Annotated in this window: 18 protein-coding genes; 13 read left to right on the top strand and 5 right to left on the bottom strand. The window is 38.4% G+C overall.

Annotated features, from left to right (window positions below; genetic code table 11):
* Positions 1-39 precede the first annotated feature (39 nt).
* The 5 genes from IGJ95_RS14100 to IGJ95_RS14080 form a co-directional block, all read right to left on the bottom strand.
* Positions 40-231 (bottom strand): DNA-binding protein, encoded by a 192-nt coding sequence (locus IGJ95_RS14100; protein WP_438762212.1) that lies wholly within the window; start codon positions 229-231, stop codon positions 40-42.
* An 18-nt stretch (positions 232-249) separates the two neighbouring features.
* Entirely contained in the window at positions 250-912 is a 663-nt protein-coding gene (locus tag IGJ95_RS14095; protein WP_438762210.1) for a rolling circle replication-associated protein, read from the bottom strand.
* Between the two features lie 266 nt (positions 913-1178).
* Complete coding sequence (locus tag IGJ95_RS14090) at positions 1179-1964, bottom strand: hypothetical protein (RefSeq protein ID WP_438762159.1); 786 nt, start codon at positions 1962-1964, stop codon at positions 1179-1181.
* Positions 1954-2562: a hypothetical protein gene (locus IGJ95_RS14085; RefSeq protein ID WP_438762157.1), complete on the bottom strand. Its 609-nt coding sequence runs from the start codon at positions 2560-2562 to the stop codon at positions 1954-1956. Before IGJ95_RS14085 ends, IGJ95_RS14090 begins: the two co-directional genes overlap by 11 nt.
* Positions 2562-2909 (bottom strand): hypothetical protein, encoded by a 348-nt coding sequence (locus IGJ95_RS14080; RefSeq protein WP_438762155.1) that lies wholly within the window; start codon positions 2907-2909, stop codon positions 2562-2564. The genes IGJ95_RS14085 and IGJ95_RS14080 overlap by 1 nt, the downstream gene beginning before the upstream one ends.
* Before the next feature lie 172 nt (positions 2910-3081).
* On the opposite strand from IGJ95_RS14080, the gene IGJ95_RS14075 reads away from it, so the two are divergent.
* The 13 genes from IGJ95_RS14075 (at position 3082) to tkt (ending at position 17859) form a co-directional block, all read left to right on the top strand.
* Complete coding sequence (locus tag IGJ95_RS14075; protein WP_438762153.1) at positions 3082-3807, top strand: hypothetical protein; 726 nt, start codon at positions 3082-3084, stop codon at positions 3805-3807.
* A gap of 43 nt (positions 3808-3850) precedes the next feature.
* Positions 3851-5437 (top strand): type I restriction-modification system subunit M, encoded by a 1587-nt coding sequence (locus tag IGJ95_RS14070; protein ID WP_311801522.1) that lies wholly within the window; start codon positions 3851-3853, stop codon positions 5435-5437.
* The gene (locus IGJ95_RS14065) at positions 5434-6000 is read left to right on the top strand and encodes a restriction endonuclease subunit S (RefSeq protein WP_251853430.1); all 567 of its coding nucleotides are present in this window, start codon (positions 5434-5436) and stop codon (positions 5998-6000) included. The genes IGJ95_RS14070 and IGJ95_RS14065 overlap by 4 nt, the downstream gene beginning before the upstream one ends.
* Entirely contained in the window at positions 5987-9118 is a 3132-nt protein-coding gene (locus tag IGJ95_RS14060; protein ID WP_438762151.1) for a type I restriction endonuclease subunit R, read from the top strand. Before IGJ95_RS14065 ends, IGJ95_RS14060 begins: the two co-directional genes overlap by 14 nt.
* Before the next feature lie 1070 nt (positions 9119-10188).
* Complete coding sequence (locus IGJ95_RS14055; protein ID WP_153830611.1) at positions 10189-11673, top strand: BglG family transcription antiterminator; 1485 nt, start codon at positions 10189-10191, stop codon at positions 11671-11673.
* Positions 11663-12073 (top strand): PTS sugar transporter subunit IIA, encoded by a 411-nt coding sequence (locus IGJ95_RS14050; RefSeq protein ID WP_226077342.1) that lies wholly within the window; start codon positions 11663-11665, stop codon positions 12071-12073. The genes IGJ95_RS14055 and IGJ95_RS14050 overlap by 11 nt, the downstream gene beginning before the upstream one ends.
* Before the next feature lie 30 nt (positions 12074-12103).
* Positions 12104-12415, top strand: coding sequence for a PTS fructose transporter subunit IIB (locus IGJ95_RS14045; RefSeq protein WP_010734012.1), 312 nt, complete (start codon positions 12104-12106; stop codon positions 12413-12415).
* Between the two features lie 15 nt (positions 12416-12430).
* Entirely contained in the window at positions 12431-12880 is a 450-nt protein-coding gene (locus IGJ95_RS14040) for a fructose PTS transporter subunit IIA (protein WP_010734013.1), read from the top strand.
* Positions 12881-12900: 20 nt separating this feature from the next.
* On the top strand, positions 12901-13215 hold the full coding sequence (locus tag IGJ95_RS14035; protein ID WP_010734014.1) for a PTS fructose transporter subunit IIB: 315 nt from the start codon (positions 12901-12903) through the stop codon (positions 13213-13215).
* A 24-nt stretch (positions 13216-13239) separates the two neighbouring features.
* A complete protein-coding gene (locus IGJ95_RS14030; RefSeq protein ID WP_010734015.1) occupies positions 13240-14340 on the top strand; it encodes a PTS fructose transporter subunit IIC in 1101 nt (366 codons plus the stop codon).
* 31 nt (positions 14341-14371) lie between these two features.
* On the top strand, positions 14372-15025 hold the full coding sequence (gene fsa, locus IGJ95_RS14025) for a fructose-6-phosphate aldolase (protein WP_010734016.1): 654 nt from the start codon (positions 14372-14374) through the stop codon (positions 15023-15025).
* Positions 15026-15715, top strand: a complete 690-nt coding sequence (alsE, locus tag IGJ95_RS14020) for a D-allulose 6-phosphate 3-epimerase (RefSeq protein WP_010734017.1) — start codon at positions 15026-15028, stop codon at positions 15713-15715. It begins immediately after the preceding gene.
* Positions 15716-15864: 149 nt separating this feature from the next.
* Positions 15865-17859 (top strand): transketolase, encoded by a 1995-nt coding sequence (gene tkt, locus IGJ95_RS14015; protein WP_438762148.1) that lies wholly within the window; start codon positions 15865-15867, stop codon positions 17857-17859.
* The last annotated feature ends 49 nt before the right edge of the window (positions 17860-17908 follow it).

Raw genomic sequence — 17908 nt, 5'->3', positions numbered from 1 at the left:
GTAAACATGTTCTAGCAAAGTATCAACCATTGGTAAGCTTTATATTTGGTTCGCTTTAATAAAATCAACTAAAGAATCGATAGTGAAACGCTCTTGCCTTCCAATCATAAATCTGTTTAGTTGTTCACTTTCTCGAATGTATTTATCAAATGACTTTGGATCAATCCCTAAAAAACTTGAAGCTTGTTCACGGGTCATAAGATAAGGATATCTGTTAATTTTATCTGCTATCATATATTGTCACTCCTATTAATCTAAATCATCATAAAATTCTGTAATATATGTTACTGGTCCAGTCTTAGCTTGATGAACTGTTTTTGTTGAGTAATTAGCTTTTCTATTTGTTACGTGATTTTTCTTCATGATAATATTTTTACTTGCGGTTTCAGTAATAGGATCTTGAATACCTTTACTTCTCCGATATATCCTTATTCCTTTAGGATAGAAATACAATCTAGCACCTTTGACGTACTTCTTACTTTGATTATTCTTGTCAGCAGGAAGATCAAGATTACTTAGATAAGCCAATACATAATTTCCTACCTTATCCGATGATTTTAAACGTTTTGTATTGGTATAACCTTTTCCCCAGCAGCGTGCTATTTCGTCATTAGAAATAAATAGAGTTGTATCACTCTTTAATAGAATATGAAAATGCCAACGCCCACTTGCTTGTGGCTCAATGACTGATATATATTCTAAGTTTTTATAAGATTTCCGTAGATTTTTCATAAACAGTTTATAGTCTTTTGAAGCAAGTTTGTAGTCAGTAATATTTTCCTTATAGGTTAGAGTAATCCAAAGTTGATTATTTCCACCGTTAAAATTATGAGCGATGAGACGTCGTAATTTTTTCATGGTTTGCTTCACAGCTTTTAGGTTGTCAGCTCGATTCTCGGCACTAGTGTTCATATCCCTAATCTCACCAGTTTTGAGTACTACATATTGTTTATTTGGAAGTACTTTTATCGTCTGCCTATTTAGACCATTTGAGGTTGTGATTTCTAAAGTTCTTCCGTAGCGATAGGCTTTGACAAGCGCACCACTATAAATGAAAAGGCTGCTCATTGTTTGATTTCATCAGATCACCTCCAATATGATTGAAGTTCACTTGTTTTCCGCTTATCAAGTCAAAGCGCGCTTGCGCGCGAGGGCATTTTGCTAAAACCAAAATGCCCTTATTTAGTTTCACTTGTTTTGTACATTTTTAAATATTTATCGTCATTCTGATTATTAAGATTCTTTTTAAACGACTGCCAAATATCGATGTTCGAGAGATCTGGAGCGTAAAAGGGTTGAATAATCCGTTCTCCTTGCATCCAAATTAGGCCTTGCCCTCTAGAGAGATTAACACGAGGTATTTCATAGGTGGCGCCGAACGTCTGACGATATGATTCCTTTGTATCTGCTCCCATATGAACAATCATTCCGAATTGCTGCTTTATGTTACTATTTAGACCACTATTAGTAACTGAAATTTGTTGCATAATCGCTAATACTCCAAAATTATATTGCCGCCCTAATAAAACCAGTTGAGATAATAAATCATCGTGTTTTTTTTTCTCACTGGTTGTTAATGTTGGGGTGAATGCACCAAACTCGTCATACCAAAGATAATATAAAGGCATTTCTAAGTTTACTGCTGTAGTACCAAATTCAGTGTTATCATTTATGAATTCGCGTCGTTTATGCATTAAGTTAATGAAGTGTTCTAATAATGAAAATATTTCTTCCTTTGTACAGGCGACTCGTTTTTCTGGAAGTAAGGTATTAAGTCTAGAAGCATCACTTTGTTTATAGTCAATAATAAATAACTGTGTGGGTACCTCTAAGGTGGCTAGCTTATTGGCTATATACATACCTAACCAACTCTTGCCCATTCCTCGAGGCCCGCCAATTAAGCAATTAATTTGCTTTGCGGCATCATAATTGATTGATTTGGTAATGGGAATGCTATAGTTCAATATCTTCACCTCGTAATTGCTCTTTTTCAAAATTTGTTGTCAATATATATCGTATCCACCCGTTTATTTCATAGCTCTCAAACACATGATATTCTGAATTATGGTGAGCTAAATAGCTGTTAATTGCATCATTTAATGACAACATTCTTTCTTTGAAATCAGCTATTATTTCTATTTCAAATGCTTTTTGGTTATTATCATTGCCCTTTTTTATTTTACGTACATTGGGCAATAAAATAGTTTCTTGATCTAATGGAATACAGAGATTCACGGTCTGTAACCAAAAGTCAAAATAAATACTTCGAATTACAAAAGGATAAGGGTCATATCTTTTTTTAATAGCAATGTGAAGATATAGAATGCCAATACCAAAAAGAAATATTAGTATGGTTAACCCAGGGATAATTATCTCGGTCCAATCTCTCAGTATTGTTAGGATGTGATTGGTTGTTTCAGGAAAGTCGTGTTGGATAAGAAATACTAGAAATTGATTTAATATTATTATTAGTAGGTCCAGTAATGCTGCCACTCCAAGTACTTTTACTTGAAGTGGTATTAATTTAGGAAGTTGAGTTTGTTTATTTACTGTTCGTGCCATTATTTTGTATCCTCGGTAATGAAGGTAATATCTTCAGCAGAAACACTCAATTGATTACGAAATTCTCCATAGACTACTCCGGTTGGATTAATCAATTTAACTTCCGAGGGACTCTCTATCTTTTTTAAATGTTTTCCAACTACCTTCACTTTATAAGTATCACCGATATTAGTAATGGATTGATCGCCGTAATCAGTTGCATCTTCCCATACGATTACAGTGTACTTACTTCCAATAATTTCTTGATTTTCATTTTTTAATGGCTCAGATTGCATTGCTAATAGGATTTTTTTCTCAAAATAGTTTTCAGCATCAAAATAGAGGAAGGCTGATAATTTTTTTGTCATACAAATAACCTCTTTCTGCGTTTGTCACTAGCAAACAAACACTATGAATTATTCAAGGGATTGCGACTCTTTCTTGATGTTCTAATTGTGCCATTAATTTAATCAGTTGCTTGCGCTGAACTTTTTTGTGATATACTAATAAAAAATACACCACTTTTTTGAAGGTGAAATTATGAAGGAAATATTTCAAGAAACTAGTCAGTTTATTTACTCATTAGCAGCAAAAAGAATCTACTCTAAAAAAAAGAGTATGGAGGTAACCTATTACAAATTAGCGGGTTATGCTAACCAGATAGACTATGAAACTTCTACTGAAAAAACAGGGTATGATCCTAAAATGATTAATAAAATAGCTATAGGCAAAACCAATAGAAATAATCGATATTTGATACCAGATATGTATGTTGATTTACTTACTAATAAATTGAAATTTAACAATAAGCATGATCTTTTGTGGGGAAATACCGAAGAAATAAAACAATATGCACCAAAATTATTTGAATGTTTGCTAAAAGATTGTATTGAAGAAGATGTTAAAATTAAGAGTAGTATTTTGTCGCTTTTATCAAATTTCGGAAGAGGATCAACAGAAGTTACTCCAGAAAAAGTATCCACTCTTTTGGAAGCATCTTCTGATGATATGGATACTGTGGAAGATCAATTCGTCAGATTATTTACGGATTTCACATATAACAAATACAATTCAACAAATCAAGTAGAAAATGAAGGTGTATTGGAATTTAATAAAGAGACAAAATTAGTAACTAGTTTTAATGGTGCTGAATATTTAACCTTTAAGAAGCTCCCACAAAGCATAGAGCTATTTGTTGCAAATGTTTTTTTATCATTTGTTATGTCAATATTTTTATCTGAGAATCTAAAAGAGTTTTCTGATTAATAGAAACTAGAAAACAAAGAGTAATTGAAGGAGACTAAAAGTAATGGTAAAAAAGAAAGCTGAAAAGAAAGAGCTGACACTTGAAAAAATTTTATTTAATTGTCGCAATGCCCTTCGTGGTGCTGGAGGTACTGAAAAAAACCGTGATGCAGTCATTGGTTTAGTATTCATCAAATTTGCAAGTGATAAGTTTGATAATCGTAGAGAAGAAATCAAAGCGCAATATGGTGATGTTCCAGCGTTCTTGGATAAGAAATCATTCTATTTAGCTGAAAACGTCTTTTATCTAGAACCACACACTCGCTGGTCTTATCTTGTGAAAGAAGCAAGTTCAAATGACATTGCGGTCAAAATAGATACGGCAATGGCGGATATTGAAAAAAACAATCCGCCACTCGAAGGTGCACTATTATCGAACTTCTATACCAATCTTGGAGCTGACATTAGAACGCTGAAGAATTTGATTGACGAGATTAACAAAATCGACCCTGAAAAGTTCCATGAAGATGATTTGATTGGTCGTGTGTATGAATATTTCTTGCAGAGTTATGCAGTTGCAAGCTCCAAAGAAGACGGCGAGTTTTATACACCACATTCAGCAGTAAAGTTGATTGCTGAGATGATTGAGCCATACAGCGGTCGTGTGTATGACCCTGCTTGTGGTTCTGGTGGCATGTTCGTTCAGTCTTTCAAATTTGTAGAACGTCATAATGGAAACAAACGAAATATCTCAATCATTGGGCAAGAGAAAAATCCTGACACACGCAGACTTGCGAAGATGAACCTTGCGATTCGTGGGATTTCTTATGACTTGGGGGCGAAGCCCTATGGTGAAAGTTCCACATTTACAGATGATCAACACAATGACATGAAAGTTGACTACATCATGGCAAACCCGCCATTTAACTTAAAAGACTGGCGCGGAGAGAATGAACTGTTGGACGATGCGCGCTGGGCAGGATATGCCGTGCCACCTAAGTCAAATGCCAACTATGCGTGGATTTTGCATATGCTGTCAAAACTTGATGTGACGAATGGTGTCGCTGGGTTCTTGTTGGCGAATGGTGCACTCAATGCGGACGGTGCGGAGTACGAAATCCGTAAGAAATTGCTCGAAAACGATAAAATCGAAGCGATTATCGTCTTACCTCGTGATATGTTCTACACGACGGACATTTCGGTGACGCTTTGGATTATGAATAACAACAAGAAAGCGTCTGATAAGAATGGGCATAAACTTCGTGACCGTAAAAATGAAGTGCTGTTTTGTGACTTGCGTAGTTGGGACGACCATATCGAGCAATATGTGGTCGAAAAAGGGAAAAAGAAGAAAAAGACGGTCTTGACTGACGAGCAAATCGCCAAAATTAAGGATATCTATCAAGCATGGCAAACGGGTGTTGATTATGAAGATATTCCAGAACTTTGTAAATCAGCAACGCTTGATGAAATCAGAAAAGCTAACTACTCGCTTGCACCAAGTAAATACGTGGAATTTATTGACCATGACTTAGAAATCGACTATGACAAGGAAATGGCGAAGATTCTCGAAAAGATGGAACAAGCTCTTCAAGAAGAAAAGAAAACAGTATCTATCTTAGAAGCAGCAATTATGGGGGTGAAACGATGATCATCAAAAAGACAGTAGGAGAACTAATCAATTATGTTGATGAACGAAATATTGATAGTTCAATAATGGACTTTTATGGGATAAACATAAACAAAGAGTTCATGCCGACAGTTGCAAATGTTGATACGGTAGATCCCAAAAAATATAAAGTTGTACGAAAAAACAGATTCGTATTTAGTGGAATGCAAACAGGTAGGGATAAGACTATCAGGATTGGATTGTTTGATAGGGAAAATCCAATAATTGTTTCACCAGCTTACACTACATTTGAGATTAAAGATGAGGACGTCATCCTTCCTGAGTATTTCTTTATGTTGTTCTTAAGGAATGAGAGCGATAGATATGGTTGGTTCATTAGCGATAGTAGTGTACGTGCAAATTTAGATTTAGATAGGTTTGAGGAAATATTATTTAATTTACCACCTATCGAAATTCAAAGAAAATATGTAAAACTGTACGAAGCAATTTCTAGAGTTCCTGAGTTAAAACAACAAATAAAAGATATTTGCCCGATTCTTATCAATGGGGCAATCAAGGAGGCGAGAGCGCTTGCCAAAGTTTGATGAGGCTCAGCTCGAACAAGCCATCATAGAACTGTTTGTTAAAAACGGCTATGACTATGTCAGTGGGGAGTCTATCCATAGAAAATATGATGAGGTACTGTTATTCGATGACCTTAAATCATTTATGTTGTCAAAATATCCTGATTTGAACGGAAAAGAGCTCGAAATCATCACAAACAAACTCAAATTTGTGCCGACAAGTCCGCTCTATATCGGAAACCGTCAAGCCTTTTTCTTAGTCAATGAGGGTTTTGACCTTGCGCGAGACGATACAAGCAAACCACCCATTCATATTGATTTTATTGATTATAAAAACCCTGAAAACAATATCTTTAAGGTGGTCAACCAGTTTACGGTAGTTGATGTGCGAGAACGCAGACCAGATATGCTGCTTTTCGTAAATGGTATTCCACTGGCAATTTTTGAATTCAAAGCAGCTATCAAAGAAGAAACAACTATTTATGATGCTTGGAAGCAAATTCATATCCGCTACAATCGGGATATTCCAGTCCTTACAAAATACAGTTTTTTATCTGTTTTATCAGACGGTGCAAATACCAAAATGGGGTCAATCTTCACACCTTATGAATATTACTATTCATGGAATAAGGCAAATGATGAAGAAAAAGTGTCAAATGGGGTTTCGGCACTGCTTACGATGATTGATGGTGCTTTTGCAAGAGACAGACTGGTTGCAATTTTACAAGACTTTATATACTATCCAGACTCGGATAAAAAAGAAAAAGCGATTGTCACGCGCTATCCACAATTTTTTGCAGCAAATAAAATGCTTGCCAATATCAAAGCACACTTGAAACCTGTGAGTGACGGAAAAGGTGGTACATATTTTGGCGCGACTGGCTCAGGTAAAACAAATACCATGCTTTTCTTGTCAAGATTATTAGCCACACATGATCGAGATATTTTTAATTCTCCTACGATTATCATCATCGTTGACCGTGAAGATTTGAGTAATCAGACCAGTGAACTCTTTGAAGGCTCTAAACGCTATCTCAAAGATAAAAATGTTAAGTCGATTGCCAGTCGTGCGGAATTGAAAAGCGAACTTTCAACGAATGAAAGTGGAGGTGTCTACATCACAACCATTCAAAAGTTTGAGGAAGAAACAGGGCTATTGTCTGAACGTAATAATATCATCTGTATCTCAGACGAAGCCCACCGCACACAAACCAATACAGGCTCAAAGCTCAAATATACGGATAAGGGTGTGGAAACAACTTACGGCTTTGCGCATTACCTGCGTGACGCTTTTCCTAATGCAACTTATGCTGGCTTTACAGGTACACCAGTAGATGAAACCATTCATGTCTTTGGTGATATTGTTGATAGCTATACCATGAAGGAGTCAACTGATGATGGTATTACCGTCCGTATTTCTTACGAGCCACGTCTTGCACGAGTGATTATCTCGGATGAACAGACTGATGAAATTGACAAATATTATAATGAAGCTACGGAAGCTGGTGCCAATGAAGAACAGGTAGAAGCAAGTAAACGTGCTATGTCTAAGATGACACAAATTTTGAGCCATCCAGACCGTATCAAAAAAGTTGCAACAGATATTGCTGACCACTATGACAAGTTGGTCAGTGAAAAGCCTGAAATCGTACAGAAAGCGATGATTGTCTGCTCAAATCGTGAGCACGCCTATAAAGTCTATCACGAGTTGAAAAACGTTCGTCCAGAGTGGTTTGTTCCTAAAAAGACAGACCGTGATGACTTGACTGATGTAGAACTTGAAAAACTACAGGAGTTGACTAAAGTAAACATTGTCGCCACTCGTGGGAAAGACGATGAGCAGGAAATGTTTGATTTACTTGGCAATGGCGACCATCGTAAAATGCTTGATAAACAGTTTAAGAATAACAATTCTAATTTTCAAATTGCGATTGTGGTTGATATGTGGATTACAGGATTTGATGTGCCATCGTTAGCCGTGATGTATATTGATAAGCCTCTGCAAAAGCATACCTTGATTCAGACAATTTCACGAGTAAACCGTGTGTTTGAAGGGAAAGACCACGGGTTAGTTGTGGACTACATCGGTATCAAGAAAGCTATGATGGAAGCTGCCAAAAAATATGGTGACCCACAAGAAAGTCCGATTGATGAGTTGCCAATCACTTTAGGTATTTTTAGAAATCACATCGCTATGATTGATGAACTCATGGTTAATTTCGATGCGAGCGATTTTTACAATGGCAGTCCAGCTGAACGCTTGCTTTGTCTCAATCGTGGCGCAGAGTATATTCAAACCTCAAAAGAGATGGAATTACGGTTCATGGGCTTATCTCGCAGAATGAAAATGGCGTATGAAATTGTTTATCCATCGGGAGAATTGACTGATGAAGAAACTGAAAAAGCACAGTTTTATCTTGCGATTCGTTCCATTATTTATAAACAGACTAAAGGTGATGCTCCTGACACTGAAACGATGAATAAACATGTGCAAGAGTTGGTATATCAAGCAATCACGTCCACAGGCGTTGAAGATATAATTAACAATGACACTGATGAATTGTTCAATGACGAATTTCAAAAGCAACTTGATGAGTTGGATATGCCTATCACGAAATTTAATGCTTTGTTGAAAATCCTTCAAAAGCAAATCAATATGTACGGCAAAACCAACAAGCTCAAAGCGATTGAGTTTTCAGAGCGACTAAAACGTGTGGTCGAGGCCTACAACAATCGAGATGCACAACTATTTGTTTCTGAAGTTGTCTATGACTTTATTGACGATTTATCAGGTCAGCTCTTGGATATCTTGAAGGACTTGCAAGATGACAAAGATTCATTTAGTAAACTCGGCATTTCATACGAAGAAAAAGCTTTTTATGATATTTTAGTTAAAGTACGCGATGAGCATAAATTTGAGTATGTGGATGAGAAATGTTTAGACCTTGCTAAAGCCATCAAAGAATTAGTGGATGAAAAAGCACAGTACGCAGACTGGTCAAGTCGAGACGATATCAAAAATCAGCTCAATATGGATTTAACGGTGTTGTTGTACGAAAATGGTTATCCACCAGAGTGGGATGAAGAAGTTTTTGAAAAAGTAATGGAGCAAGCTGAGAATTTTAAAAAATATTCCTGATAATAAAACGTTAAGATATTCAAAAACCTTATATATAATTAGTTCATTAATAGGGGATCTCTGTTAAAAATTTGTATTCAACTAACATCAATAATGGTTCAAAATGGTTCAAATGGTATCTACAGAGACCCGTTTTTATCCTTATCAATCCATTGTTCATATTGACAGAATGTTGATGTATAAGGATTCTTATGGATAAGTGTTCTTAAAATTCTCAACTGGCAGTTCTCAAAACGTTAATTGCTGGCGTCGTTGCGAATTTATTTGCTTACGAATACAGTATGGGACGGAGATTTTTAAAGAAATCGAGTACCATTCAATTGAAACAATCAAGGCGTTTCGCAATTCAGTTTGCGAAGCGTCTTTTTTTGACGCTTATTTAAATAAATTTGGTGAGTTCAAATATCCGATAGTAGAGACATTACGTGATTTGTTTGCTCGCTTGTTTTACTTATTTGTAAATAATGAATAGGATAAGTTATCTTATTTAATGTTGTTAGTTATTTTAAATCTACTAGGTTGTTCAAGTGATTCATGTTGAAATCACGAGTAAATCTATGGAATGAACTCTTTGGTCAAAAACATTTTAAAAGGATTTTTTTGATGTTCGCTTTAAAAATAATGGCTAAAATGTTATGTTTTCATATAGTTATCTTTAGCTTCGAAAAATGTAACTATTTGGTTGTTAAAAAAGCTGACCTTCAATAGTAAGGCGGAACGGCTTTCTCACAACCTGATAAACGGTGTTCAAGAAGCAACACTTCAATAATAAGCCAAAAAAATCAAAAACGAAAAAGCCATTTTCGATTTTTCTGTCTTATTACTCAGTGCTGACCGCTTCTTTCACAACCTAGATAAACGGTGTTCGAAAGCTAACTCCTACGATATTAAGCCAAAATTTGAAAAAATAGGAGAAGCTATTTTCTCAAATTATTTCTTAATACTCGGAGTTGCCCAGCTTTCTCACAACCTTGTGTAACCGAATACATTTTGTCCGCTGCAAGGGACATTATGTAGTGAAGCAGAATAAAAATAATCGCTTATGATAAAGATACAGGGGGGATAGAGCTATGACTAGTCAAATGGATCGAGGGAATAAATTAACGCTTCTTTTATCAAAGCAAAGAGATTATGTTACTGCTGAAGTGTTGGCAGAGTTAATGAGTACCTCTACCAAGACGGTCTACCGCTTGGTTAAAAAAATGAATGACGAGTTTCCAAATGGGCCACTGATTTTGTCTGAAAAGGGTCGGGGGTACAAACTGGATTATGAAAAATATATTGCACAGACGAATCAAACAATTGTGTCTTCTGTGGAAGTCCTACCGTCAGAGCGGCAAAATAATGTGATGGAAGAATTATTATTATCCTCGCCTAAAGCACTAAAAGTCATTGATTTGTATCAAACCTATTATGTTGGTGATTCAGCGATTGCGAATGATGAAAAAATCATTGCGGAACGGATTTCAGCGTATGATCTGCAATTGATCCGCAAAAATCGGACATTAGCCATCGAAGGCAAGGAAGAGAATATCCGTCGAGCGATCACTGAGTTGATTCAACGATTGAATATTTTCGATATTGATGAAATCGCTTTATCGGACGAATTTTCGTTTAATCGTTACGATGCGAATTTTGTCATCGAACAGATCAAGCTGATTGAAAAAAAACTCAATGGCACGATTCCTTACCCATACAATATCAATATTTTCTCCCATCTATACATTGCGGTACGTCGCGCAAGAAAAACGAATTATCAAGCCACTGGAGAAAAATTAACGATGGAACAATTACAGGTTTTAGATAATGAATCCTTGATTCGTGATATTGCCATCGAAGTGATCCGCCAAGTGGAAGTATATTTGAAAACGAAATTACCAGTAAGTGAGATCTACTATCTTTATCAATATTTGCTTTCTTCCAGAACGGATAATAGTCAAACGAAGACCCAAACGTTCACAGAAGAAGTGATTGAGATTACTTCTTATTACTTGCATCAAGTTGGTGAGAAGCTAAATCTCAATGTAGCAAGCGAGATGATTTTTACAGATCTTGCTAATCATATCAAACCTTTGGTCAATCGGTTGCGCCATCAAATCAGAGTGAAAAATAGTTTGTTGGATCAAATCCAATTAACGTATGAAACGATTTTTAATACGGTTGCTGAAGTATCAAAACAGGTGAGTCAAACGTTTCAGCTTCCAACGATCACGCCTGATGAGATTGGGTTTATCACCTTGTATTTTGCACGAATTATTGAGACGCACCAATTTCCGATCCAAACACTGATCATGTGTACAACTGGCGTGGGAACTTCTGAATTATTGAAGGTGAAGTTAGCCAAAAAATTTCCGGAATTAGAAATCGTAGATGTGATCAGTACGAAAAATTACCAATCAGTGTTAGAGAAGACGCCAGGAATCGAGTTGATTTTAACAACAGTTGGCCTGAAAGAAGCATTTCCTGTTCAATCTTTGATCGTTAGTGCGATGTTGACCGCTGATGACCAGTCAAGAATCCAACAGAAAATCGAGGATATTTATCATGATAGATAATTTCGTGGAACTATTCGATCAGATGTCACTGGCTTCCAAAGTAGCGACTTATGAATGGATCAGTCAACAAGTCTTTCCTACCTCAAAAGAAAAGGCACAAGCGATCCAACAGGCATTGTTTGAGCGAGAAGAGGCAGGAGATATCCAAATTGAGGAATGCGTAATTTTGCCTCATCTTGAACATCCAGCACTAGCCAAAACACAGGTCTGGGTGATTCGTCCCCAACAGCCAATTACTGAATGGTCGGAACGAATCTCAAAAGTGGAATTGCTCATCGTTGTCTTACTAGCAGAAAATGAAACACTAGCAGTCAAACGACAGCTTGCTGATTTTATGCGACAACTGGCTGATCCTGACTATCTAGATGAATTGAAAGCTGGTAATTTTACAGAACGATAAAAATACTATCAAAAATTGGAGGAACCAATAATGAAAATCGTTGGAGTAGCAGCATGTACAGTGGGAATCGCCCATACGTATATCGCACAAGAAAAATTAGAGAATGCAGCAAAAAAAGCGGGTCATGAGATCCATGTCGAAACCCAAGGAACGATCGGGACTGAAAATGAATTGCCACAAGAAGCCATCGACCAAGCGGATATCGTGATTCTAGCAGTGGATGTCAAGATCAGTGGACGGGAACGTTTCGAAGGAAAGAAAATCATCCAAGTACCAACAGAGATCGCGGTAAAATCACCAAACAAATTAATCGAAAAAGCAATGGAAGTTGTCAGTAACTAATGAGGAGTGAGGAAAATGGAGATCAAAGAAATCATTGATCCAACAATCATCAAAACGAACTTAAACGGAAAAACGAAAGATGCGGTCTTATATGAATTAGCCAATCGCTTGTATGAACAAGAATACATTACGGATGTCGAAGCGTTTGTGAAAGATATTTATTTGCGAGAAGCGCAAGGTCAAACAGGGATCGGTAATTATATCGCTATTCCACATGGAAAAAGTGCGTATGTGAAGAAGGTCGGTGTGGCGATTGGGGTGACTGAAAATGAAATTCCTTGGGAGACATTAGACGGTAAGGGTGTGAAAGGCATCATCTTGTTTGCAGTCGGAGACGATACGGAAGGTGCGCAAAAACATTTGAAATTGTTGTCCTTATTTGCCCGTAAGTTAGGAAATGATGAAGTGGTGGAACGTTTGATTGCTGCAAGAGAAATCGATGAAGTAGTCGCTGCATTTGGATAGAGAGTGAGGAGAAAGAAAAAATGAAAATCGTTGGAGTAGCAGCATGTACGGTGGGGATCGCTCATACGTACATTGCGCAAGAAAAGTTGGAGAATGCCGCAAAAAAGGCCGGGCATGAGATCCATGTGGAAACACAAGGAACGATCGGGATCGAAAATGAATTGACAGCAGAGCAAATTAGTCAAGCAGATGTCGTGATTTTAGCTGTAGATGTCAAAATCAGTGGTCGTGAACGTTTTGAAGGAAAACGAATCGTCCAAGTACCGACAGAAGTTGCTGTAAAATCACCGAGTAAGTTGATTGAAAAAGTAGAAGAAGTAGTCGTGCAACAATAATTACCAGAATGGGGGAGACAAAAAATGGAGGCAATTAAAAAGTTAAATTTAAAAGGACATTTATTGACAGCGATTTCATATTTGATTCCAATCGTATGTGGTGCCGGATTCCTGATTGCAATCGGCATGGCCTTTGGTGGAACAAGTCAAGGAACACTTGTACAAGGTGAGTTTTCGATTTGGGATGCGTTAGCAACGATGGGTGGCGCTGGTTTAGGATTATTACCAGTTGTGATCGCTACTGGGATTTCTTATTCCATTGCAGCTAAACCAGGGATCGCACCAGGTTTCATTATTGGTTTAACAGCAAATGCAATTGGTGCTGGTTTTATCGGGGGGATTTTAGGTGGTTACTTAGCAGGTTATCTTGTTTTAGGTATTTTAAAACATGTCAAAGTACCAAAATGGGCAAAAGGATTGATGCCAACATTGATTATTCCATTTATTGCTTCAATTGTTGGTGGCTTAGTCATGGTGTATATCATTGGCGCGCCAATCGCAGCATTAACGCTATTATTAACGAATTTCTTAGATGGATTAGGCAATTCTTCCTTATTGATTTTTGGTGGTGTGATCGGCTTATTAAGTGGGATCGACTACGGTGGTCCAATCAACAAAACCGTATTTGCCTTTGTGTTGACGATGCAAGCGGAAGGGTTGAATGGCCCGATTACCGCACTGCAATTAGTCAATACAGCCACACCGATCGGCTTTGGTTTAGCTTATTTTATCGCCAAAATGTTCCGCAAGAATATCTATACAAAAGTGGAAGTAGAGACATTGAAATCAGCCGTACCAATGGGTGTCATCAATATTGTTGAAGGTGTGATTCCTTTAGTTATGAATGATATCGTACGTGGCGTAGTCGCAACAGCAATCGGAGGATTTGCTGGTGGTGCAACAACGATGATCTTAGGTGCGGATGCAACGGTTCCTTTCGGTGGTGTCTTGATGATCCCAACGATGTCTCGACCATGGGCAGGTGTGATCGCAATCTTAGTGAACGTCTTAGTAACAGCCGTCGTTTTAGCTGTGATCAAAAAGAACGTGCCGGAAGAAGAAATGGACTTAGTAGTAGAGAAAGAGGAAGAAGATATCAGTTTAGATGATATTCAGATTTTTTAAAATAAGTGCGTAAAAAAGAGGGGCAAAATCGATGAAATTTTTTCTAGATACAGCAGATGTAACAGCAATCAAAACAATCAATGCGCTAGGTTTAGTCGATGGGGTGACAACCAATCCGACGATCATTGCCAAAGAAGGACGCGTGTTTGAAGAAGTCATCAAAGAAATCTGTTCGATCGTTGACGGACCTGTCTCAGCAGAAGTGACTAGTTTGGAAGCAGACGGCATGGTCGCAGAAGCGAAAGAGATCGTCCAATGGGCGGAAAACATCGTGATCAAGATCCCTATGACAGAAGAAGGATTGAAAGCGACGAACGAATTATCTAAATTGGGGATCAAGACCAATGTCACATTGATTTTCTCTGTGGCGCAAGGGTTACTAGCAGCAAAAGCAGGTGCGACATTTATTTCACCATTTTTAGGTCGATTAGATGATACCGGAACGAGCGGGATCGAGCTTGTCGCAAAACTACGTGAAGTACTAGATACTTACGGGTTTTCTACAGAAATCATTGCAGCAAGTGTCCGTAATTCGGAACATGTGGAAAAAGCGAGTTTAGTTGGCGCACACATTGCCACTGTACCGCCATCATTGTACCAAACGTTGTGGAGCCATCCATTGACAGATAAAGGGATTGCGCAATTTATGGCGGACTGGGAAAGCTTTCAAGGAGGGAACAAATAAATGGGAAAAGTGGAATTTTCACCTTCATTGATGACGATGGACTTAGATAAGTTCAAAGAACAAATCGAATTTTTAAATGATCATGTCGATTCTTACCATATCGATATCATGGATGGTCATTATGTACCAAATATCACATTATCTCCATGGTTCATTGATGAGGTACGTAAAATCAGTAATCTACCGATGTCTGCGCACTTAATGGTTAAAGACCAAAGTTTTTGGGTGAATCAATTAATCGAGCAAAAGTGTGAATGGATCTGTATGCACGCCGAATTATTAGATGGTTTAGCTTTTCGTTTGATTGATCAGATCCATGATGCAGGGTTAAAAGCTGGCGTCGTTTTGAACCCAGAAACACCGATCGAAGCCATCTTCCCATACATCGAATTGGTCGATAAAATCACGATCATGACGATCGATCCAGGGTTTGCTGGACAACGGTTTATTGAAAGTACACTGGATAAGATCGTTGCTTTACGCGAACTACGCGAAGAAAAAGGGTATCACTATGTGATTGAAATGGACGGCTCTTCCAACCGTAAATCCTTCAAACGAATCGATGCAGCAGGACCAGATATTTATATCGTCGGTCGCAGTGGCTTGTTTGGTTTAGATGAAAAAATCGAAAAGTCATGGGAAATCATGAAAACCGATTATGAAGAAATGACTGGGAAAACGATCGGGTAAGAGAAGGTCGTAAGAAAGCCGGTCACCATCGAGTAATAAGACAGGAAAATCGAGAATGCCTCATTCATTTTTGATTCTTCTGTCTTATTTTCAAAGTGAAAATTAAAGAATGGGTATTATTTTATAGGAACGAATAAGGAGGAATTATATTGTTTGATAAAGTAGATCAGCTTGGTGTGAATACGATCCGTACATTGAGTGTCGATGCAGTACAAAAAGCAAATTCAGGACATCCGGGGTTACCAATGGGTGCCGCGCCAATGGCTTATGCCCTTTGGACGAAACACTTGAAAGTGAATCCGAAAACTTCTAAAAACTGGGCAGACCGTGACCGTTTTGTCTTATCTGCGGGACATGGTTCAGCGATGTTGTACAGCTTGTTGCACTTAGCAGGGTACCATGTGACGATTGATGACTTGAAACAATTCCGTCAATGGGAGTCAAAAACACCAGGACACCCTGAGGTCAACCATACGGACGGCGTCGAAGCAACGACTGGTCCGTTAGGACAAGGGATCGCAATGGCTGTGGGGATGGCAATGGCAGAAGCGCATCTAGCAGCGACCTACAACAAAGATCAATTCAACGTCGTTGATCATTATACCTATGCGTTATGTGGCGATGGCGACCTGATGGAAGGTGTGTCTCAAGAAGCAAGTTCGATGGCTGGACATATGAAATTAGGAAAATTAATCGTTTTATACGATTCAAACGATATTTCTTTAGATGGACCAACCTCAAAAGCCTTCACTGAAAATGTTGGAGCACGCTATGAAGCTTATGGTTGGCAACATATCTTGGTCAAAGACGGCAATGATTTGGAAGCTATCTCAAAAGCAATTGAAGAAGCGAAAGCCGAAACAGACAAACCGACATTGATCGAAGTGAAAACGGTCATCGGATTTGGTGCACCAAACCAAGGAACTTCTGCGGTTCACGGCGCACCACTTGGCTTAGAAGGCATTCAAAAAGCTAAAGAGATCTATGGTTGGGAATACCCTGACTTTACCGTACCAGAAGAAGTGGCGGAACGCTTCCGTCAAACGATGGTTGAAGAAGGCGAAAAAGCTGAAAATGCTTGGCGTGAGATGTTCGCAGCATACAAAGCAGCGTATCCAGAATTAGCGCAACAATTCGAAGATGCTTTTGCTGGGAAGTTACCAGAGAATTGGGATGCCGAACTTCCAACGTACGACGAAGGTGAAAGCCAAGCGAGTCGTGTCTCAAGTAAAGAAGTTATCCAAGAATTATCAAAAGCGATCCCAAGCTTCTGGGGTGGTTCTGCCGATCTATCTGGATCAAACAATACGATGGTGACAGCAGACAAAGATTTCACGCCTGAACACTATGAAGGCCGCAATATTTGGTTTGGTGTTCGTGAGTTTGCGATGGCATCAGCGATGAACGGGATCCAATTGCATGGTGGTACTCGGATCTATGGGGGAACATTCTTTGTCTTTGTCGATTACTTGCGACCAGCTGTGCGTTTAGCAGCGATCCAAAACACGCCAGTTATTTTCGTCTTGACCCATGACTCTGTGGCAGTTGGTGAAGATGGCCCGACGCACGAGCCAGTGGAACAATTGGCTTCGGTTAGAAGTATGCCAGGTGTCCATGTCTTACGTCCGGCGGACGGGAACGAAACTCGTGCGGCGTGGAAAGTTGCGATGGAATCGACAGATACACCAACGATCTTAGTCTTGAGTCGTCAAAATCTACCAGTTCTTCCAACAACAAAAGAAGTGGCGGATGATATGGTTAAAAAAGGTGCCTATGTCTTGTCTCCAGCTAAAGGGGAACAACCAGAAGGAATCTTGATCGCGACAGGTTCAGAAGTGAATCTAGCGGTCAAAGCGCAAAAAGTATTAGCGGAACAAGGAAAAGATGTCTCAGTGGTTTCTATGCCAAGTTTTGATTTGTTTGAACAACAATCTGCAGAATATCAAGAAAGTGTCTTGCCAAAAGCAGTGACGAAGCGTGTTTCTATCGAAATGGCTGCTTCATTTGGCTGGGAGCGCTATACGGGAACAGCAGGGGCAATCATTGCGATTGATCGTTTCGGTGCGAGCGCACCTGGGGAAACGATCATCCAAAATTATCAGTTTACAGTGGAACATGTTGTTGAAGTGTTTGATCAATTGTAGAAGGTATTTTTGTTCTTTTACTATTTAAAATTTCAAGTTAAAGATACAC

Origin of the sequence: Enterococcus sp. AZ156 (assembly GCF_051714165.1) — a bacterium.
In the GTDB taxonomy this organism is placed as follows: domain Bacteria; phylum Bacillota; class Bacilli; order Lactobacillales; family Enterococcaceae; genus Enterococcus_B; species Enterococcus_B pernyi.
Note: the sequence above shows the minus strand (reverse complement) of the source record. Positions and strands in the feature narration are given on the sequence as shown.